Below are 20,339 nucleotides of genomic sequence, written 5' to 3'. Positions count from 1 at the left end.
CGCGCCACCCGCGCGTTCTCCGGGGCGCTGCGCTGTTCCGGGCCGCTGCGGGGAACCGGTTCCCCCCAGCGACGTTCGCAGGTTTCGCAGGTTCACAGGAATCCGCCGTACGGATTCCACCGATTGGCGTGCTGGATCATCGGCCGTCCGACGAGCAGGCTCGATCATGCAAGCCCGAGAGCCGTCGAACGCCCCCGAGGAGTCCCGTGATCGAGCACCACGTCCGCGTCCACCCCAGTGCCGACCGGCTGCCGCGTGAGGAGCAGCTCGCCTGGAAGCTCGCCGCCGTCGCCACCGGCACCGGCACCGGCACCGAGGAGCTGGACCCGGCCAGCGTGAGCATGGCCGTCAACCGGGTGATCGACAACGCGGCGGTGGCCGTCGCGTCGCTTCTGCGCCGGCCCGTGGCGGTGGCCCGCGCCCAGGCGCTCGCCCACCGCGGCGCACCGGGCGCCCGGGTGTTCGGCAGCCCGACCCGGGTCTCGCCCGAGTGGGCGGCCTGGGCCAACGGGACGGCGGTGCGCGAACTGGACTTCCACGACACGTACCTCGCCGCCGACTACTCCCACCCCGGCGACAACATCCCGCCGCTGCTGGCCGTCGCCCAGCACACCGGCCGCAGCGGAGCGGACCTGCTGCGCGGCATCGTCGCCGCCTACGAGGTCCACGTCGCGCTGGTGCGGGGCATCTGCCTGCACGCCCACCGGATCGACCACGTCGCGCACCTGAGCGCGGCCACCGCCTGCGGGCTCGGAGCACTGCTGCGGCTGCCGACCGAGACGGTGTACCAGGCGGTGCAGCAGGCCGTGCACACCACGACGGCCACCCGGCAGTCCCGCAAGGGCGAGATCTCCAGCTGGAAGGCCTTCGCCCCCGCCTTCGCCGGCAAGGCCGCGATCGAGGCGGTGGACCGGGCGATGCGCGGTGAGACCTCCCCGTCCCCCGTCTACGAGGGCGAGGACGGCTTCCTCGCCTGGCTGCTCGACGGCCCGCAGTCCGACTACACCGTGCCGCTGCCCGGGCCCGGCGAGCCGAGGCGGGCGATCCTGGACACCTACACCAAGGAGCACTCCGCCGAGTACCAGGCCCAGGCGATCATCGACCTGGCCCGGCGGCTGCGCGAGAAGGCCGGCCCGCTGGAGCAGGTGCGCTCGGTCGTCCTGCACACCAGCCACCACACCCACCACGTCATCGGCTCCGGCTCGGGCGACCCGCAGAAGTACGACCCGACCGCCAGCCGGGAGACCCTCGACCACTCCATCCCGTACATCCTCGCCGTCGCGCTGGAGGACGGCGCCTGGCACCACGAGCGCTCCTACGCCCCCGAACGGGCCCAACGCCCCGAGACCGTGACGCTCTGGCAGAAGATCACTACGGTCGAGGACCCGCAGTGGACCGCCCGCTACCACGACCCCGACCCTCAGCGCCGGGCCTTCGGCGGCCGCGTGGTGATCACCCTGGACGACGGCACGGTGATCGAGGACGAGCTCGGCGTCGCCGACGCCCACCCCGCCGGCGCCCGCCCCTTCGACCGCCCCGCGTACCAGCGGAAGTTCCGCACCCTGGCCGAGGGCGTCGTCTCCTCCGCCGACCAGGACCGCTTCCTGACAGCCGCCGCCGATCTCGCCGAGCTGAAGGCCGCGGACCTGGACGAGCTGTTCCCGGCCGTCGACACCGAGGCCGTGCGCGCGTTCGACGCGCTCCTCCCGAAGGGCCTGTTCTGATGCTGCACACCCGCACCACCCCCGCCCAGCGCCGCCGCGCCCTGCGCGAACGCCTCGCCACCGGGCGGCTGTTGACGATGCCCGGCGCGCTCAACCCGCTCTCCGCCCGGCTCATCCAGGACCTCGGCTTCGAGGCCGCCTACCTCTCCGGCGCCGTCCTCGCCGCCGACCTCGGCCTGCCCGACATCGGCCTCACCACCGCCACCGAGGTCGCCGCCCGCGCCCAGCAGACCACCCGGGCCACCGACCTGCCCGTCCTGATCGACGCCGACACCGGCTTCGGCGAACCCATGAACGCCGCCCGCACCGTCCAGCTGATGGAGGACGCCGGCCTCGCCGGCCTGCACCTGGAGGACCAGGTCAACCCCAAGCGCTGCGGCCACCTCGACGGCAAGGCGGTCGTCCCCCGCGAGGACATGACCCGCCGCCTGCGCGCCGCCGTCGACGCCCGCCGCGACCCCGACTTCCTGCTGATGGCCCGCACCGACGCCCGCTCCGTCGAAGGCCTGCGCGCCGCGATCGACCGGGCCAAGGCGTACGTCGACGCCGGAGCCGACGCGATCTTCCCCGAAGCCCTCGCCGACGAGGCCGAGTTCGAGGCCTTCCGCAAGGCCGTCGACGTCCCGCTGCTCGCCAACATGACCGAGTTCGGCAAGTCCCCACTGCTCGACGCCCGCGCCCTCCAGGACCTCGGGTACGAGATCGCGCTCTACCCCGTCACCCTGCTGCGCCTGGCCATGGGCGCGGTCGAGGACGGCCTGCGCACCCTCGCCGCCGAGGGCACCCAGGAGTCGCTGCTGCCGCGCATGCAGACCCGCTCCCGGCTGTACGAACTCCTCGGCTACCAGGATTACGCGGCCTTCGACTCGGCCGTCTTCGACTTCACCCTCCCGCCCGGCGCCTGACCCCGCATCGGAGACCAGCCATGCCCACCACCGCACCCGGGATCCACCGCGGACTCGCCGGGGTCGTCGTCGACACCACCGGGATCTCCACCGTCATCCAGGAGACCAACTCCCTCACCTACCGCGGCTACCCCGTCCAGGACCTCGCCGCCCAGCGCTCCTTCGAGGAGGTCGCCTACCTGCTGTGGCACGGCGAACTGCCCGACCCCGGACAGCTGCGGGAGTTCCGGGCCCGCGAGGCCGCCCTGCGCCCGCTCGACCGCACCACCGCCGAACTACTCGCCAAGCTGCCCGAGACCTGCCACCCGATGGACGTGCTGCGCACCGCCGTCAGCTTCTTCGGCGCCGAGGACCCCACCGAGGACGACGGCCGCCCCGCGCCCCACCTCGCCAAGTCCCTCACCCTGCTGGCGAAACTGCCCACCGTCGTCGCCGCCGACCAGCGCCGCCGCCAGGGCCTGGCGCCCATCCCGCCGGACCCCGGGCTCGGCTGTGCGGAGAACTTCTTCCACATGTGCTTCGGCGCGGTGCCCGCCCCCGAGGTGGTCCGCTGCTTCGAAATCTCCCTCGTGCTGTACGCCGAACACAGCTTCAACGCCTCCACCTTCACCGCGCGCGTCGTCACCTCCACCCTCTCCGACCTCTACAGCGCCGTCACCGCCGCGATCGGCGCACTCAAGGGCCCCCTGCACGGCGGCGCCAACGAGGCCGTGATGCACATGCTGGAGGAGATCGGCGACCCCGCCCGGGCCGCGCAGTGGCTCGACGAGGCACTCGCCGCCAAGCGGAAGATCATGGGCTTCGGCCACCGCGTCTACCGGCACGGCGACTCCCGCGTCCCGATCATGCAGGCCGCCCTGGACGACCTGGTGGCGGCCCGCAGCGCCGACCCCGGGACGACCCGACTGGCCGCCCTGCACGCCGCACTGCGCGAGGCGATGCTGGAACGCAAGGGCATCCACCCCAACCTCGACTACCCCGCCGGCCTCGCCTACCACCTGATGGGCTTCGACACCCCCGTCTTCACACCCCTCTTCGTGCTGAGCCGCATCACCGGCTGGACCGCCCACATCACCGAACAGCTCGCCCACAACTCGCTGATCCGCCCGCTCGCCCGCTACGACGGCCCCGGCCAGCGCCCGGTGCCGGGGCTGTCACCGAGCACGGCGTAGGGAACGCGGCTGCGGCGGTCCGGCTCGACCGCCAGGCGCCCGCCCGCCGGCGGGCGGGCGCCTGGGCGCAGTCGCGGCGCTCGCAGATCCGGCAGCCCAGCCCGATCGGGGCGGCCGCTCCCGCAGCGTCGAGCGCGACGCCCTCGGCGTAGACGAGGCGGTGCGCGTGGCGCAGCTCGCAGCCGAGCGCGACGGCGAACTCGCTGCGCGGTGCGCGGTGGCCGAAGCCGCCGTGGGAGACGGTGCGGGCGATCCAGAATTGACATCCTCAACCGGCCTGAAGGCCGGTGATTCCCTCCACGCTGCGCGTGGAACACGCGGCGTCCGGGTGGGTTCCTGCTTCACCGCGCGGTGCCGGGACGAGTCCTGGTCTTATCTGCGCTCCACAGGCTGAGACCGCAAGTCCTGCGGCCTTGGCTATGTTCCGGGCGGCGTTCACGTCCCTGTCGTGGACGGTCCCGCAGTCCCCGCATGTCCACTCGCGGACGTGCAGGAGCTTGGGGCCGTCCTTGATCCCGCAGTGCGAGCAGACCTGAGAGGTCGGCTCGAACCGTCCGATGCGGATGAACTCGCGCCCCGCCCGGCCGGCCTTGTATCCCAGCATGTTCAGGAACGCGGACCATCCGGCGTCGTGCACCGACTTGGCGAGGCGCGTGCGCGCGAGTCCCTTGACCGACAGTGTCTCGACCGCGAGCGCTTGGTTCTCGCGCACGAGGGAAGTCGAGAGCTGGTGGTGGAACTCGCGCCGGGCGTCGGCCACGCGGGCATGTGCCCGTGCGACCTTGACCCGCTGCTTGTCGCGGTTGTTGCTGCCCTCGGCCTTGCGGGACAGGGCCTGCTGCGCGCGCTTGAGTTTCTTCTCGGCACGGCGCAGGAACTTCGGTGATTCGATCTTCCGGCCGTCGGACAGGACCGCGAAGTGCGTCAGCCCGAGGTCGACACCCACCGCCTGGCCTGTCTCCGGCAGCAGGTCGGGGCCGGTCTCCACGACGAAGCTCGCGAAGTACCTTCCGGCGGCGTCCTTGATCACGGTCACGGTGGACGGGGTGGACGGCAGCACACGGGACCAGCGGACCGGCACGGGGCCGATCTTCGGCAGGTTCAGCTTGCCGCCCGGTGTGATCGACCATCGGGCGTTCGCGGTGAACCGCACCGCCTGCCGGTTGTCCTTGCGGGACTTGAACCGGGGCGGTTTGATCTTCGGACCCTTGCGGGTGCCCTTGAGGGAGGCGAAGAAGTTTCCGTACGCGGTCTCCAGATCCCGCAGGGACTGTTGCAACACCACGGCGGACACCTCGCCCAACCAGGCGCGTTCCGGGGTCTTCTTCGCCTCCGTCAGCCGCTTGGACAGCTCGGCGGCCTTCGGAAACGGCAGCCCGGCAGCTCGCGCGTCCTCACGTTCCCGAAGGGCATCGTTGAAGACGACGCGGGCGCACCCGAACGCCTGGGCCAGAGAGGAACGCTGACCAGCCGTCGGGTACAGGCGGAAGCTGTACCGAAGCTGCACAATCGACACAGTACTGCAGTTGGTTTATGGCTGAGCATCAGGAGATCCGTACAGGCAGGCACTGCACATTCGCGCTTCACGCGCACTTGGTTTTCGTGACGAAATTCCGGCACAAGGTGTTCAACGACGCCCATCTTCGACGGGTGGAGGAGATCATGCGGGCGGTCGCCGAAGACTTCGAGTGCGAGATCGTGGAGTTCAACGGTGAGAACAACCACGTCCACCTGCTGGTGAACTTCCCCCCGAAGGTCGCCCTGTCCAAGCTGGTCAACAGCCTCAAGGGCGTCAGCTCACGCCGGATGCGCCAGGAGTATCCCGAACTGGTCCGCCACTACTGGCGCGCACAGAAGCTGTGGTCCGGCTCGTACTTCGCGGGGTCGGTCGGCGGAGCACCGATCAGCGTGCTCCGCCAGTACATCGAGCAGCAGAACCGCCCGGCCTAGAACCTGCACGGAGCGCACTCCGGCGCTCCGCGCCTACAGGCCAAGGATTCGCCTCACCACCGGGCTAAAGCCCGATGCACTGCGAATAGTCTCGGTAGCTGGTCGAGATGCCGAGCTCGCGCGCCAGCTCGACCTGGTTCATGCCGTGCTCGCGGCGCAGTCGGCGCAGCTTGGCGTGGGCGTAGACCTTCCGCCCGGTCGGACGTGGCATGGCGCGTACTTCCTCTCTCAGGCCCGGTTGGTTCGGATCGCGGCCTCGACCCGGACGGCGTCGGCCGTGTCCCGGACCTCGTGCACCCGCACCGCCCACGCGCCCTGCGCGGCGGCCAGGACGCTGGCCGCCGCGGTGGCCGCGTCGCGTTCACGGGCCGGACGGGCCTCGCCCGTCCGCGGGTCGGCCAGCAGCTCGCCCAGGAAGCGCTTGCGCGAGGCCGCCACCAGGAGCGGGCGCCCCAGCACGCGCCAGGCGTCGAGCGATGCCAGCAGCGCCCAGTCGTCCTGTCGGCGTTTGGCGAAGCCGAGGCCCGGGTCCACGATGACCTGGGAGGGGTCGACCCCGGCCGCCACCACCGTGTCCATCTGCCGTGCGACCTCACGGATCACCTCGGTCGCGACGTCCTCGTACGCGGCCAGTTCGTCCATGTGGGCGGACTGCCCGCGCCAGTGCATGACGACGAAGGGCACTCCGGATCTGGCCGCGGCGCCGATCATGCCCGCGTCGGCCCGGCCCCCGCTGACGTCGTTGATGATCCGGGCGCCGGCTTCCACCGCCGCTTCGGCGACCCGGGCCCGCATCGTGTCGATGCTGACCAGGACGCCCTTGTCGGTGAGCGAGCGCACCACCGGCAGGACCCGGCGCAGTTCCTCCTCCTCGGACACCCTGGTCGCTCCCGGCCGGGTCGACTCGCCGCCGACGTCCACGATGTCGGCGCCCTGTTCGGCCAGCAGCAGTCCTCGGTCCACCGCGCGCCCCGGGTCCAGCCAGCGGCCGCCGTCCGAGAACGAGTCGGGGGTCACGTTCACGACTCCCATCACCGCGCACCGGTCCCATTCGGGCAGCCCCGACAATACCTGCGAAGGTCTTTTCATGCCCCCATTGTGCCGCCCGCCCCACCTGTCCCCCAACTCGCACCCCCGAGAAAATTCGTATCACAGAGTGGACACCTGAGGACTATCGATAGCCCGGCTGGTTAACCTCCTGCCATGACACTCGGAATTCCCTCCACGCGCACGGATCGGGCGACCTCCATCCGCGAACTCCTCGCGACCGGCAGGCTTTCCTCTTCCTTCGAATTCATGCCGCCCCGGAGCGCCGAAGCGGAGGTCGGCCTGTGGAATGCGATCCGGCGCCTGGAAGCGCTGTCCCCCACCTTCGTCTCGGTGACCTACGGCGCCGGCGGGTCGACACGGGAGCGGACGGTGAACGTCACCGGCCGCATCGCGCAGGAGACCACCCTCACGCCGACCGCCCACCTGACCGCGGTCGGCCACAGCGTCGCCGAACTGCGGAACATCCTCGGCCACTACGCTGACCAGGGCGTTCGCAACATCCTGGCGCTGCGCGGCGACCCGCCGGGCGATCCGCTGGGCACCTGGCACCGCCACCCCGACGGGGTGGAGTACGCCGCCGACCTGGTGCGGCTGATCAAGGAGTCCGGCGACTTCTGCGTCGGCGTGGCCGCGTTCCCCGACCTGCACCCGAGGTCCCCCGACTGGGATTCCGAGATCAGGCACTTCATCGAGAAATGCCGGGCCGGAGCCGACTACGCCATCACCCAGATGTTCTTCGACGTGGACAGCTACCTCCGTTTCCGGGATCGACTGGAATCGGCTGGCTGCACCGTTCCGGTCATTCCGGAGATCATGCCGGTGACCAGCATCCGGTCACTTCGGAGGATTCCGACACTGACCACCGCTGCCATTCCCGATGGGCTTTCCGAAAGCATGCTGAAGCAGCAGGACAACCCGAAGGCCGTCCGGGCGATCGGTATCGATCACGCCACCGGAATGTGCCGGCGCCTGCTCTCCGAGGGAGTTCCCGGGCTGCATTTCATGACCATGAACTTCTCCACGGTGACGACGGAGATCTACCAGAACCTCGGGCTTCCCGGGTCCGGGTGAAACCGGCCGGGCGCCGCACGGCGTGCGGGGCCCGGCCGGGTCGCGTCACCGGCGGGTCAGCCGGCGAGTTCCGCGCGCAGGCGGCGGGCGGCGCCGACGAGGCTGTCGAGCGAGGCGCGGGTCTCCGTCCAGCCGCGGGTCTTCAGGCCGCAGTCGGGGTTGACCCAGAGCCGCTCGGCGGGGATGGCGGCCAGGCCCGCGCGCAGCAGTTCCACGGCCTCCTCGGTGCTGGGGACGCGCGGGGAGTGGATGTCCCAGACGCCCGGGCCGACCTCGCGCGGGTAGCCGGCCCCGGCGAGTTCTCCGGCGACCTCCATGTGCGAGCGGGTGGCCTCCAGCGAGATGACGTCCGCGTCGAGTTCGTCGATCGCCGTCATGATCGCGCCGAACTCGGCGTAGCACATGTGGGTGTGGATCTGGGTGTCGGCGCGGACGCCCGAGGTGGCCAGGCGGAAGGACTCGGTGGCCCACGCCAGGTACGCCGGGCGGTCGGCGGCGCGCAGCGGCAGGGTCTCGCGCAGGGCCGGCTCGTCGACCTGGACGACGGCCGCGCCCGCGGCCTCCAGGTCGGTGACCTCGTCGCGCAGGGCGAGGGCGACTTGCCGCGCGGTGTCGCCGAGCGGCTGGTCGTCTCGGACGAAAGACCAGGCGAGCATCGTGACGGGGCCGGTGAGCATGCCCTTGACCGGGCGGTCGGTGAGGCCCTGCGCGTAGCGGAACCAGTCGACGGTCATCGGGTGCGGGCGGGAGATGTCCCCGGCCAGGACCGGCGGGCGCACGTACCGGGTGCCGTAGGACTGCACCCAGCCGTGCCGGGTGGCGAGGTAGCCGGTGAGCTGTTCGGCGAAGTACTGGACCATGTCGTTGCGCTCGGGCTCGCCGTGCACCAGGACGTCCAGTCCGGCCTTCTCCTGGAAGGCGATGACCTCCCGGACCTCGGTCTCCATCCGCTCCCGGTAGGCCGCCGCGTCGATCCGGCCCGCCGTGAGGTCGGCCCGGGCGACCCGCAGTTCGGAGGTCTGCGGGAACGAGCCGATGGTGGTGGTCGGCAGCAGCGGCAGGCCGAGCCGGGCGCGCTGGGCCTCGGCCCGCTGCGGGTAGGCCTGGGCGCGGCGTGCATCCGCGTCGGTGACGGCGGCGGTGCGGGCGCGCACCGCCGGGTCGTGGGTGATGGGCGAGTTGGCGCGCGAGGCGAGGTCGGCGCGGTTTGCGGCCAGGTCGGCGGCGATCGCCCCCGTGCCCTCGCGCAGGCCCCGGGCCAGCAGCGCCACCTCCCTGGCCTTCTGCTGGGCGAAGGCGAGCCAGCGCAGGATCTGCGGGTCGACGTCGCGTTCGGCGGCGGCGTCCAGCGGCACGTGCAGGAGGGAGCAGGACGGGGCGACGTCGACCCGCTCGGCGAGGCCCAGCAGGGTCGCCAGGGTGGCCAGCGACTTCTCCAGGTCGTTGATCCAGATGTTGCGGCCGTCGACCACCCCGGCGACCAGCCGCTTGCCGGGCAGCCCGCCGACGGCGGCCAGGTCGTCAAGGTTCGCCGCGGCGGGCCCCGTGAAGTCCAGCGCCAGGCCCTCGACCGGGGCCTTGGCCAGCACCGGAAGGGCCTCGCCCAGGCGGTCGAAGTAGCTCGCGACCAGCAGCTTCGGACGGTCCGCCAGGCCGCCCAGCTCACGGTAGGCGCGGGCGACGGCGTTCAGCTCGGCCGGGGTGCGGTCCTGCACCAGGGCGGGCTCGTCCAGCTGCACCCACGCGGCGCCGGCCGCCTTCAGGTCCGCCAGCAGCTGCGCGTAGACGGGCAGCAGCCGGTCCAGCAGGGTGATCGGCTGGAAGTCCTCGGCGACGCCGGGGGCGGGCTTGGCGAGCAGCAGGTAGGTGAGGGGGCCGACGAGCACGGGGCGCGCGGTGTGGCCGAGCGCCAGCGCCTCCCGGAACTCCCCGACGGCCTTGGCCGGGTTCGCGGTGAAGACGGTGTCCGGGCCGAGTTCGGGCACCAGGTAGTGGTAGTTGGTGTCGAACCACTTGGTCATCTCCAGCGGCGCGACCTCCTGGGTGCCGCGCGCCATGGCGAAGTAGCCGTCCAGCGCGTCCATTTCGACCGCATCCCGGTGCCGGGGCGGGATCGCGCCGACGGCGACCGTGGTGTCCAGTACGTGGTCGTAGAGCGAGAAGTCGCCGGTGGGCACTTCCAGGACACCGGCCCCGGCGAGCTGCGCCCAGTTCTTCCGGCGCAGGCCGACCGCCGTCTCCTGCAGGGCGTCGGCGGTGACCGTGCCCTTCCAGTAGCCCTCGACGGCCTTCTTCAGCTCCCGGCCCTGGCCCTGCCGGGGGTAGCCGTACACGGTGGCCCTGGTTGCCGCGGCTGCGGACTTCGTGGTCAAGGGACTCTCCTTCGCGAGTCTGGCTCCTCAAGTGCCCGGGGACGGGACGAGAGCGCGAAGGGATGACGAACCGGGCGGCGGCTCGCGTCGATGCGCGTGCCGGACCCGCCTGGTATGGTCGCCGACCCGCCCACGAGGTCACCGGGATATCCGCACGCGGAACGGTCCGCGGGCGGGCAACGGGCAGGTCTTCGGACTCGTGGGCGCACCGGGCCTGTTGGCGTCCGGTACCTACTGGCCATCGCTTCCCAGACCCGTCCCGGGTCCAGTGCGTATGACGGCGGTCGTTCCCACTCACCGCTGCGGGGCAGTCCCGGATTCCCACCGGGTTCCCTCTTGCGACGTCCTGTCTGGCGGGCAGGACGAACCAGCTGCGCCGCCAGCTTAGGGGCAAACCGCCGGGGCCGACGCGGAATTCACGGAAGCCGTCCGCATGGTGAGACTCCCTCGCCGCTCGCGGAGCCGTTCGCGGAGCCCCTGGCGGTGCCGTTCGCGGAGCCGATGGCCGTGCCGTTCGCGGTGACTCGTCGACCGTCCGGGGCTTCGAAGCGCACCGTGGGCTCGAAGTTGGCGCGGCGGGCCGCGCGGCGGAAGACGGTGAGGACGGCCGGGCCGACGACGAGCACGGCGGTGAAGGTGGTGACGGCCCGACCGGTGTCCCAGCCGAGCGAGGTGGCGAGGTCGAAGAGCAGGTAGCGGTGCCACTGCTCGGTGAAGGGCAGGCCCGGCAGGTAGGCGATGGAACTGTTCGGGTCGGTGGAGAACGGCCAGAAGGAGAGGTTGAGGAGGAAACCGAAGAGGTACCCGGAGAACGCCCCGTACACGGCCAGCATCGACACCTCCCAGCGCCGCCGTCGGGTTCTCGGCAGCAGCCCGGCGAGCATGCCGACGAACGCGCAGCCGAACATCTGGTACGGCATCCAGGGGCCGACGCCGCCGGTGAGCAGCGCGGAGGCGAACAGCGAGGTGCAGCCGAGGGTGAAGCCGAAACCCGGGCCGAAGACCCGGCCGGCCAGGACGAGGAGGAAGAAGACCGTCTCCACCCCGGCGGTGCCGGCGCCGAGCGGGCGCAGCCCGGCGTTGACGGCGGACAGGACGCCGAGCATGGCGAGGGCCTTGGCGTCGATGCCGCCGGCCGCGATCTCGGCGATGACGACGGCGAGCACCAGGATCAGCAGGGCGCCGAAGATCAGCGGCGGGGCGTAGGAGGAGCCGAACTTCCCGGGGGCGACGACGAACGGCCAGGTGAAGGCGACCAGGCCGATGAAGGCGGCCAGGGCCGCGACGACGCGGGCCCGGCCGGGGATCCGGACGGCGCTCACCGGGCGGCCTGCGCGGGCGCGAGGGCGGCGGCCACCTGCCGGGTGGTCAGGTAGGGCAGCGGGGCGAGGATCTTGGCGGTCTGGGGGGCGAAGGTGGGCGAGGCGACGATGACCTCGGCGGTGGGGCCGTCGGCGACGATCTCGCCCTCGGCCATCACCACCACCCGGTCGGCGGCGGCGGCGACGAACTCGACGTCGTGGGTGGAGACGACGACCGTACGGCCTTCGGCGGCGAGGGCGTCGACGATGCCGGTGAGCGCTTCCTTCGCGTGGTAGTCGAGCCCTCGGGTGGGTTCGTCCAGCAGCACCACCCTTGGCGCGGCGGCCAGTTGGATCGCCAGGACCAGGGCCAGCTTCTGGCCCTCGGAGAGGTCCCGGGGGTGGGTGCCGTCGGGGATCCCGGGGGCGAGCCGGTCGAGGATCTGCCGCGCGGTCGGGCCTGCTGCGGTCGGACCGGCTGCGGTCTGGCCGGCGGCGCTGCGGGCCTCCAGGTCGCTCTGGGCGAGTTCCTGGGCGACCGTCTCCAGGTACAGCAGGTCGGTCGGGGTCTGCGGGACGAGCCCGACGAGCTGCCGGGCCCTGGTCGCGGAGAGCCGCTTGGGGTCCGCGGCCGGCCCGCCGTCGGCGCCGAGGACCTGCACGCTGCCGCCCTGCCGGGGGCCGGAGCCCTGGAGGGCCCACAGGAGCGAGGACTTGCCCGAGCCGTTGCGCCCCATCAGCGCGGTGACCTCGCCGGCCCGCAGCTCCAGCCCGACCTCCCGGACGGCGGTGACCGGCCCGTACCGGACGACCACCCCCCGGGCGTCCAGCACCCGTTCCCCCGCCACCGCTGCCCGGCGCGGCGGAGGAACGGGCACGTCGGTGAGCCGCTCCCGCAGCGGGGCGGCGGCGCGCCGGGCGTCCCGGACGGAGAGCGGCAGCGGCCGCCACCCGGCCAGCCGGCCGAGGTCGACGACGGGCGGCGCGATCGCGGTGTGCCGGAAGACCTCGGCGGGCGGCCCGTGCACGACCGTCCCGTCGCCGGGCAGGTAGGCGACGCGGTCGGCGTACTGGACGACCCGCTCCAGGCGGTGTTCGGCGAGCAGGACGGTGACGCCGAGGTCGTGGACCAGGCGGGTGATGGCCGCGAGCACCTCCTCGGCGGCGGTCGGGTCGAGCGCCGAGGTCGGTTCGTCCAGGACCAGGACGCGCGGGTGCGCGGTGAGCACCGAGCCGATGGCGACGCGCTGCTGCTGGCCGCCGGAGAGCTCGTGCAGGGCGCGGTGGCGCAGGTCGGCGAGGCCGAGCAGGTCGAGGGTCTCCTCGACGCGCTTGCGCATCACCTCCGGCGGGACGGCCAACTGCTCCATGACGTAGGCGAGTTCCTCCTCCACCGTGTCGGTGGTGAAGCCGGCCAGCGGGTCCTGCCCCACCACGCCCACCACGTCGGCCAGTTCGCGCGGCGGGTGGTGCGCGGTGTCCCGGCCGTCCACGGTGACCCTGCCTCGCAGGGTGCCGCCGGTGAAGTGCGGCACGAGGCCGTTGACGGCGCCGAGCAGGGTCGACTTGCCGACGCCGGTGCGGCCGACCACCAGGCAGAGCTCGCCCTCCGGGATGTGCAGGTCGACGTCGCGCAGGACGGGGGTGGTCTCGCCGTCGTACACCACGCCGACCTGGTCGAATCGGATCACGTGCTCACCTCGGGGGTCGTGCGGTCGGTGCCGGTGCGGCGGGCCCCGGTGTCGGGCTCCGGGGTACGGCCCGGTGGCGGCGCGATCACCCCGGCGGCGCCGGCCAGCAGCAGGGCGAGCACCGGGACGAGCGGCAGGCTCGGCCAACTGAGCGGGTAGAGCGAGGGGTTGAGGTCGGTGGCGGCGTAGCCGACGGTGGCGAACAGCAGAACGGCGGCGGTCACCCCGCAGCCCGCGACGGCCCACTCGGCGGCCCGCCAGCGGTCCGGCCGGTAGGTGGTGCGCCGCACGCGCCGGCCGCCGAGGATCAGCCCCGCCACGCAGAGCAGGGCGCCCGCGAGGAAGGCCGGAAGCCCCAGGGCAGCGGGGGCGGTTCCGTCCAGGAGCCCGTACACCCCGGCGCACAGGCCGCACATGCCGAGCAGCATCAGGGCGCCGGTGACGCGGCGGGAGCGGCGGGTCGCGGTGTCGGAGCGGCCGTAGCCGCGCGAGTCCATCGCGGCGGCCAGGTGCAGCGAACGCTCCAGCGCGTCCTCCAGCACCGGGACGACGATGCTGCGCAGCGCGCGGACGCCCTTCCGCTGCCCGGCCCGCAACCGCCTTGCCCGGGCGACGCGTTGGACGCTCTGTACCAGCTGCGGCGCGACGCTCAGCGACACCGTCACGGCGACGCCCAGCTCGTACAGGGCGCCGGGCAGGACGCGCAGGGCGCGCTTGGGGTTGGCGAGGGTGTTGGCGGCGCCGATGCAGCAGATCAGGCAGGCCAGGCGCAGCCCGTCGAAGGCGGCGGAGAGGGTCGCCTCCAGGGAAACCGGCCCGCCGATCCGGATGCCCGCGTACCAGGCGGGGGTGGGGAGGTGCGGGAGCGAGAAGAGCAGGTGGTCGTGCGGGGTGATGCCGGTGGCGAAGACGCACCGGAACACCACCCGGATCGCCACCACGGTCAGGGCCAGCCACAGGTAGTAGGTGAACCCGCGGGCCCACGGGGCCTCGGTCCGGCGGGCGGTGACCACGTAGCCGAGCACGGCGAGGACGAGCAGGAGCAGCAGCGGGTTGGTGGTGCGGCTGGCCGCCGTCGCCAGGGCGAGCGCCCAGGTCCACCAGGCCAGCGGGTGCAGGTTCCGGGGGCTGCGCCGGCTCCCGGCGTCCCGTCGGGGGGTGGGCTTCGGGTTGGGCTTCGGGTTGGGCTTCGGCTTCGGGTCGGGCTTCGGGGGGACGGCCTCGGGTTCGTCGGGCTTGGTCACCTGATCACTCGGCCCGTCGGCGGCGGCGTCGCGCGACGACCACGGTGGCCGCGCCCAGCGCCCCCACGAGGGCGGTCGCGATGACGGCGGGAACCATCGACCCGGAGTCGTGCGGGGCATCGGCCACCGGATTGGCGTCCACCACGCCGCCGGGCACGGCGGGGGTGGACGTCGGCGCGGCCGCGGCCTCGACCGTCTGCGGGGTCGGCTGATCGCTCGGGGCGTCCGTCGGCGGCGCGGTGGACGGATCGACCGGCACCGGGGTGGCGGGCACGGGCGTCGGCGCAGGCGCTCCGGGCGGAGTGATGCCGTCCTCGGGGGTGGCGGCGGCGCCGGGCCCCGGGGTGGTGGCGGGCGCGGGCGGACGGGCTCCGCCCGTCGGGGGCTTGGCGGGGGCCGGGGGCCGGCCCGATCCGGTGCCACCGGTCGTGCCGGCGCCGCTGGTGCCGGCGGTTCCGCCGCTGCTGCCGGTGCTGCCTGCGTTTCCGGTGGCGCCGGTGGTGCCGGTGGCGCCGCTCGAACCGGAGCCGCTGCCGCTGCCGCTGCCGCCGGTCGTACCCGTGCCGCCCGTCGACCCGCCGCCGGAACCGCTGGAGCCGCCGCCCGAGCCGCCCGTGGTGCCCTGGCCGGGGTCGGCGGGCTGCCCGCCGGGGCTGGAGTTGTTCGCGCGCACGCTGTCCGGCGAGAAGCCCGGCCGCCCCTCGGTGCCCTCGATGTTGGTGCCACCGAAGATCCAGAGGTCGACGCTGCCGGGCTTCGGCTGGTAGCTCATCGCGCCGAGCTGGCTGTAGGACCACTCGTTCTGGCCCGGATCGGCGTGCCAGTACGACCAGTAGGCCGTGGCCGGGGGCGTCAGGACGCACTTCTCCTGGTCCGGGGCCGGGAACTGCTTGCCGCCCTGGAAGCCGCTGTAGCCGATCCGGCAGATGAACGCCGGACCGTCGTGGCCGGTCCCGGTGGTCTTCCAGCCACCCTGGTTGAGCAGGGTGAAGCCGGTGGTCGGGGTGGTCCCGCAGGAGCGCAGCAGCGGTCCGCCCCACTTGCTGAAGTCCACGGCGAGCACCACGCCGGAGGTGGTGGTGCACTGGTCCATCGGCAGCGGCGCCGCGGACGCCGTGGCGGTGCCCACGGCGACGCCGCCGAACGCGAGGGCGAAGGTCAGAGCCGCCGCCCCGGACAGCCGGCCAAGCCGCCCGCCGAGTCCCCGGCTCACCGGTGACGCCCCGGGGCGGCCGCGGCGCGGCGCCGGGCGACGAGGACGGCCGCCGCGCCGAGCGCGGTCAGCACACCCGCGCCCGCCGTCAGCGTCAGGGCCTGGGTTCCGGTCCGGGCCAGGCTGCCGGAACCGGCCTGCGCCGGCACGCCACCGGCGGGGACGACGGCGACGGGTGCGCCGCCGCCACCGCCACCGCCACCGGCCGGAGCGTCGATGCCACCGGCCGACCAGGTGGCCGAACCGTCACCGGTCGAGGGAACGGCGGTGTCCGAGGGACCAGCCGTGGCGGGAGAGCCCGTCGGGCTCGGCGTGCCCGTGGGCGTGTTCGTGGACGTGTTCGTGGGCGTGCCGGTCGGGGTATCGGTCGGCGTGCCCGTGGGAGTACCAGTGGGCGTACCCGTCGGCGTACCCGTCGGGGTCGCCGTCCCGGTGGAAGTCGGAGTCGGCGTCGGCGTCGACGTTCCCCCGAGGTCCCGGAGCAGCGTGCCGAACGAGATCCCGGTGGCACCGCCGAGCACCTGCGTGGACGCGCGGACGTCCGATCCCGGCTGCCCGGCGGAGGCGACGTTGAACCCGCCGTCGCCGTTCTGCTGACCCGCCAGGAAGTCGCGCGCCTTGGCGATCCGGGCGCCGTACGAGGCCTGGCGCAGCGTCATGCCCTGGATGGCGAGCGCGGCCGAGTTGGTCGAGTCGCCGGCCGCTCCCGGGAAGCCGCCGTCGGGCAACTGCCGCGCGGCGAGCCAGCCGAGGCCCTGGTCGACGGCCCGCACGGCCTCGTCCCCTGGCACGAGGGCGAGGGCCATGACGGCCATCGCCGTGCTGTCCACGTCGGAGTCCCCGGTGGCGGGGATCAGGCTGGGCCAGGAGCCGTCCTGGTGCTGGAGGCCCTTCAGGTAGGCGATCGCGGGAGCGGCGTTCGTCGAGTCCCCGGCCCGGAGCTGGGCCATGATGCCGAGCGCCTGGGAGAACACCGAGGTGGCGTAGGTGTAGTTGCCGGGCGCCGCGCAGCCGGTGCTCTGGTCGGCCTTGGTGCACACGAGGGCGGCCAGCGCGGCGATCAGGTCGTGGCCGCCGAAGGCGCGCGGGTTGCGGCCGACCGCCTCGGCGAGCAGCGCCTCCTTTCCGATCGAGCCGCCGCCTGCGTACTCGGTGCCGATGCCGGTCCAGTCGTTGACGGTGCGCTCACTGGCGTCCTTGCCCGGCTGGTCCAGGAAGTCGACGATCCTGCGCAGCGCGGCGTCGTCGGTGCCGGTGGCCGCGAGGGCGTAGGCGCCGTCGATGGTGAGGCCGAAGTCGGCGAAGGCCGGGAAGCCCTCGTAGTAGCGGCCGTTGATCAGGCGGGAGGGGTCGGTGAGGTAGGCGCTGCCCTTGGCGGCGTCGGGGGTTCTTCCGGCAGGCGGCGTGCTGGCGGGCGTCGTCGGCGGGGTGGTGGCGGGCGTCGTCGGCGGCGTGCCGGCGTCCGGGTTGTGCCGAACGCTGGTGAGGTCGGTGCCGGTCAGGGCCAGGATCGCCTGCTCGGTGGCCGCCGGGTCCGGGTCGGTGGTCGACGCGTCGGGGCCGAAGCCGCCGTCCGCGCCCTGCCGGGCGGCGAGCCAGGCCGTGGCGGCGGCCCGGCGGGTGTCCTGTCCGGTGGCCTTGAACGCCTGGGCCGCGCTCGCGGTGCTGATGGTGTCGCCGGGGGCGCCGAGGTACGGGAGCAGGGATCCGTCGGCCTGCTGTCCGGCCGCGAGCTGGTCCGAAGCCTTCTTCGCCGCCGTCTCGTACCCGGCGGCCGTACGCAGGGCGAGGACCGCGAGGCCGGTGGTGAGCGGGTCGGACTCGCAGTGCTCGCCGGCGACGATCATCGATCCGGCCACCCCGCCGTCGGCGCACTGGAGCGCCGTGAAGCGGGCGAGCGCCGGGGCGGGTGGCGTGACGCCGGCGCGCTGGAGGGCGATGACGCCGAGGGACTGGACCCAGGGCGAGGCCGCGCCCAGGAAGTCCCCGGCGGCGGTGCACTTGCCGTTCTCCCCCGCCGCCGTGCAGACGTGGCCGGTGAGCGCCGCGATCAGGTCCCGGCCGCCGAAGGCCCGGGGATCGCTGCCGGTGCTCTCGGCGACGAGGGCCAGCAGTGCGGCGGCCCTCACATCGGGCCGGCCGGCCGGTCCGTCCGGGTACAGGAAGGCGTCGGTGTGGGCGGCGAGGAAGGCGGTCGTCCTGCGCAGCGCCGGGTCCTGCGTGCCGGCGGCGGCGAGGGCGACGGCGGTGAGGGCGGTCCGGGGGTAGTCCGGCCCCTCGACGGCCCAGTTCTCCATGTGGTCGCCGCCGACGAGTTGGCGGGCCAGCCAGGCCGCAGCGGCCGCCGGGTCACCGGTGGCGGACGGCCCGGTCGAGGTCGGGGTCGCCGAGGGCGACGGCGAGGCGGATGGCGAGGCGGACGGCGAAGCCGACGAACCGCCGCTCTTCGCTCTCACGGAGTCCGGCGTGAAGCCCGGCGCCCCGCTGGTACCGCCGATGTCGGTGCCGCCGTACACCCAGGCCTCGACCTCGCCGGGCTTGGGCTTCTGCGTCCCGGCGCCGAACCGGCTGTAGGACCAGGCCTGTTGGCCGGGTTCGGCGATCCAGTACGACCAGTACGCGGTGGCCTGCGGGGTGTTGACGCAGGGTTCCTCGGCCGGCGTCGGGTACTGGGTGCCGCTGTTGAAGGTCCCGGTTCCGAGGCGGCAGATGAAGGCGGGTCCGTCGTGCTCGGTTCCGGCGGTGGTGAAGCCGGCGGCGTGCAGCAGGTTCATCCCGGTCGTGGGGTGGGCGTCGCAGCCCCGGACGACGCCGCCGCCCCAGTGGGTGAAGTCGACGGCGACGATCGCGCCCGTCGTCGCCGTGCACTGCTCGATCGGGTCGGCGGCCGCGGTACCGGGGCGCCCGAACAGGACGCTTCCGCAGGCGGCGACCGCGACAGCACCGGCGGCCACCACGGAGGCGAGGTCCCGGTTCCTGTGACGTGTGCGACTGCTGCTGACCCTCACGACGACTCCCTGGTCGGTCGACGCAGGACGCAACGGCGCAGCCGACGGTCTCCTGGGCAGGGACCGTCCGGACCGCGTCGTAGTCCGCGACGACGCAAGTGCTCTGTGAACAGGCCCCCGGTCCAGGCATTCCGGCTCACCCACCACAGGTGGGTCCACGGTTGCGGGTCAGCGCCGGAGTTGGACCGGCTTCCCCTGAATGCCGAGGGCAAAAAATCGGTTCATCAGACCACGGCGGTCGAACGGGAGTCAACGGGTCGTCATGTCGATCACATCACCTCGTCGGCCGGTGCGCCGTGCGGTAGCGTCCGCGGTGGCCGAGCGGGGGAACCCGGTGCGAATCCGGGGCTGACGCGCAGCGGTGTGGGGTGGCCATCGTGCCGCCCTGAGCCCGAATGCCCGCCCGGCCACGCACCATGGCGAAAGCCGGCCCACGCGATCCGGGCGGCGACCGCTCCGGCAGTCGCGCGCCCTCCAACGGACGCCGGAACTCCGGGGCAGGGTCGGCGCCCGCCACCCCAAGGAGCCTGTCCCGTGTCCCTCCTCGCCCCCTCGCGGACCACCCCCTCGCGGACCACCCCCTCCCGCGCTGCCTCCGCTGCCTCCGCCGCCTCCGCCATCACCGTCGCCCTGACGGCCGGCGCACTCCTGCTCTCCGCCGTCCCCGCCCACGCGACGGCCAGCCCGACCCAGATAGCCACCTCGAAGAGCACCGGCGTCACCTACCTGAAGTCGCTCCAGGCCGCCGACGGCAGCTACGTCACCGGCGGCGGGCTCTCCAACGAGTGGGCGTTCAGCGCACTCGCGGCCGCCGGCACGGCCGCCGCCGACGTCACCCCCGGCGGCGACCCCACCAAGAACGCCCGCCTGGTGTACCGCAACCAGCTCGCCGCCCCCGGCTGGCCGAGCGCCTCGCCGGTCGTCACGGACTACGAGCGCGGCATCCTCAACGCCTACGCCGCCGGCATCGACCCCGCCCGGGTCGGCCCGGGCCGCAACCTCGTCGCCGACCTCGCCGCCTACTGGCAGACCGCCGAACCCGGCTACTACGGCCCGTCCGCCAACTTCAACGGCACCGTCTTCGGCCTCCTCGCCCTCGCGGGCGCCAAGACCCAGGCCGGCAGCCCCCGCGTCCCGCAGCCGCTGCTCGACGCCTCCGTCACGGCGGTGCGCGCCAACCAGCACAACGACGGCGGCTGGAACTTCAGCAAGGCCGCGGGCGACCCGAACGCCCTCGCCCAGGGCAGCGACATCGACATGACCGGTGCCGCCATGGCCTCGCTCTGCACCGGGGGCGTCCCCGCCACCGACCCGGCGATCGTCGCCGCCAAGAACTTCCTCAAGGGCAAGCTCACCGCCTCCGGCGCCTTCAACGCCATGTTCGGCGTCAACACCGACTCCAACGGCTGGGCCGTCTCCGGCCTCAACGCCTGCGGCATCAACCCCCAGGGCGCCGACTTCACCAGCGGCACCGGCAAGAGCCCGGTCGACTTCCTGATCGCCCAGCAGTTCAAGCCCGGCGGCGGCTTCAAGTACCTGCCCACCGACACCCCCCCCCCCCCCGCGGGCCACCCCCCCCCCGCACCCACCCCCCACGGCCACCCCCCCCCCCCCCCCCCGGGCCCGGACGCCCCGGCC

At 73.4% G+C, this 20,339-nt stretch carries 13 protein-coding genes, 3 pseudogenes and 3 riboswitches; of the genes and pseudogenes, 6 read left to right on the top strand and 10 right to left on the bottom strand.

Annotated elements, in window-relative coordinates; genetic code table 11:
* Positions 1–206 precede the first annotated feature (206 nt).
* From ACFV6I_RS04885 to ACFV6I_RS04875, 3 genes are read left to right on the top strand one after another with little or no spacing between them, the layout of a single operon-like run.
* The gene (locus tag ACFV6I_RS04885; RefSeq protein WP_380423597.1) at positions 207–1,724 is read left to right on the top strand and encodes an MmgE/PrpD family protein; all 1,518 of its coding nucleotides are present in this window, start codon (positions 207–209) and stop codon (positions 1,722–1,724) included.
* Positions 1,724–2,629, top strand: a complete 906-nt coding sequence (gene prpB, locus ACFV6I_RS04880; protein ID WP_380423596.1) for a methylisocitrate lyase — start codon at positions 1,724–1,726, stop codon at positions 2,627–2,629. Before ACFV6I_RS04885 ends, prpB begins: the two co-directional genes overlap by 1 nt.
* Before the next feature lie 20 nt (positions 2,630–2,649).
* A complete protein-coding gene (locus tag ACFV6I_RS04875; protein ID WP_380423595.1) occupies positions 2,650–3,801 on the top strand; it encodes a bifunctional 2-methylcitrate synthase/citrate synthase in 1,152 nt (383 codons plus the stop codon).
* Here ACFV6I_RS04875 and ACFV6I_RS04870 read toward each other — a convergent pair.
* Positions 3,747–4,060, bottom strand: a pseudogene (locus tag ACFV6I_RS04870) (short-chain fatty acyl-CoA regulator family protein); the annotation flags it as partial. The gene ACFV6I_RS04875 and the pseudogene ACFV6I_RS04870 overlap by 55 nt on opposite strands.
* Positions 4,061–4,069: 9 nt before the next feature.
* Positions 4,070–5,308, bottom strand: coding sequence for an RNA-guided endonuclease InsQ/TnpB family protein (locus ACFV6I_RS04865; RefSeq protein WP_380423594.1), 1,239 nt, complete (start codon positions 5,306–5,308; stop codon positions 4,070–4,072).
* Positions 5,309–5,334: 26 nt separating this feature from the next.
* Between ACFV6I_RS04865 and tnpA the strand changes: the two genes are divergently transcribed.
* The gene (tnpA, locus tag ACFV6I_RS04860) at positions 5,335–5,751 is read left to right on the top strand and encodes an IS200/IS605 family transposase (protein WP_380423593.1); all 417 of its coding nucleotides are present in this window, start codon (positions 5,335–5,337) and stop codon (positions 5,749–5,751) included.
* A 94-nt stretch (positions 5,752–5,845) separates the two neighbouring features.
* Here tnpA and ACFV6I_RS04855 read toward each other — a convergent pair.
* Positions 5,846–5,962: pseudogene (locus ACFV6I_RS04855) on the bottom strand (helix-turn-helix domain-containing protein); the annotation flags it as partial.
* Between the two features lie 17 nt (positions 5,963–5,979).
* On the bottom strand, positions 5,980–6,840 hold the full coding sequence (gene folP / locus ACFV6I_RS04850; RefSeq protein WP_380423592.1) for a dihydropteroate synthase: 861 nt from the start codon (positions 6,838–6,840) through the stop codon (positions 5,980–5,982).
* A gap of 114 nt (positions 6,841–6,954) precedes the next feature.
* On the opposite strand from folP, the gene metF reads away from it, so the two are divergent.
* The gene (gene metF / locus ACFV6I_RS04845; RefSeq protein ID WP_380423591.1) at positions 6,955–7,872 is read left to right on the top strand and encodes a methylenetetrahydrofolate reductase [NAD(P)H]; all 918 of its coding nucleotides are present in this window, start codon (positions 6,955–6,957) and stop codon (positions 7,870–7,872) included.
* A gap of 56 nt (positions 7,873–7,928) precedes the next feature.
* Here the strand turns inward: metF and metE are convergent, their stop codons facing one another.
* From metE to ACFV6I_RS04815, 6 genes are all read right to left on the bottom strand, one after another.
* Positions 7,929–10,244 (bottom strand): 5-methyltetrahydropteroyltriglutamate--homocysteine S-methyltransferase, encoded by a 2,316-nt coding sequence (gene metE, locus ACFV6I_RS04840; protein ID WP_380423590.1) that lies wholly within the window; start codon positions 10,242–10,244, stop codon positions 7,929–7,931.
* A gap of 164 nt (positions 10,245–10,408) precedes the next feature.
* Positions 10,409–10,631: riboswitch (cobalamin riboswitch) on the bottom strand.
* Between the two features lie 29 nt (positions 10,632–10,660).
* On the bottom strand, positions 10,661–11,566 hold the full coding sequence (locus ACFV6I_RS04835) for an ECF transporter S component (protein WP_380423589.1): 906 nt from the start codon (positions 11,564–11,566) through the stop codon (positions 10,661–10,663).
* Positions 11,563–13,236 carry an ABC transporter ATP-binding protein gene (locus ACFV6I_RS04830; protein WP_380423588.1) on the bottom strand — a complete coding sequence of 558 codons (1,674 nt, stop codon included), beginning with the start codon at positions 13,234–13,236 and terminating at the stop codon, positions 11,563–11,565. Before ACFV6I_RS04830 ends, ACFV6I_RS04835 begins: the two co-directional genes overlap by 4 nt.
* Positions 13,233–14,480 (bottom strand): CbiQ family ECF transporter T component, encoded by a 1,248-nt coding sequence (locus tag ACFV6I_RS04825; RefSeq protein WP_380423587.1) that lies wholly within the window; start codon positions 14,478–14,480, stop codon positions 13,233–13,235. Before ACFV6I_RS04825 ends, ACFV6I_RS04830 begins: the two co-directional genes overlap by 4 nt.
* 4 nt (positions 14,481–14,484) lie before the next feature.
* Entirely contained in the window at positions 14,485–15,693 is a 1,209-nt protein-coding gene (locus ACFV6I_RS04820; RefSeq protein ID WP_380423586.1) for a hypothetical protein, read from the bottom strand.
* Entirely contained in the window at positions 15,690–18,701 is a 3,012-nt protein-coding gene (locus ACFV6I_RS04815; protein WP_380423585.1) for a prenyltransferase/squalene oxidase repeat-containing protein, read from the bottom strand. Before ACFV6I_RS04815 ends, ACFV6I_RS04820 begins: the two co-directional genes overlap by 4 nt.
* 103 nt (positions 18,702–18,804) lie before the next feature.
* Positions 18,805–18,948, bottom strand: a riboswitch (cobalamin riboswitch).
* Between the two features lie 77 nt (positions 18,949–19,025).
* A riboswitch (cobalamin riboswitch) is annotated at positions 19,026–19,102 on the top strand.
* A gap of 217 nt (positions 19,103–19,319) precedes the next feature.
* On the opposite strand from ACFV6I_RS04815, the pseudogene ACFV6I_RS04810 reads away from it, so the two are divergent.
* A pseudogene (locus ACFV6I_RS04810) lies at positions 19,320–20,243 on the top strand (hypothetical protein); the annotation flags it as partial.
* Positions 20,244–20,339: the final 96 nt, after the last annotated feature.

The sequence above is a fragment of the Kitasatospora sp. NPDC059803 genome (assembly GCF_042732255.1).
In the GTDB taxonomy this organism is placed as follows: Bacteria; Actinomycetota; Actinomycetes; order Streptomycetales; family Streptomycetaceae; genus Kitasatospora.
Note: the sequence above shows the minus strand (reverse complement) of the source record. Positions and strands in the feature narration are given on the sequence as shown.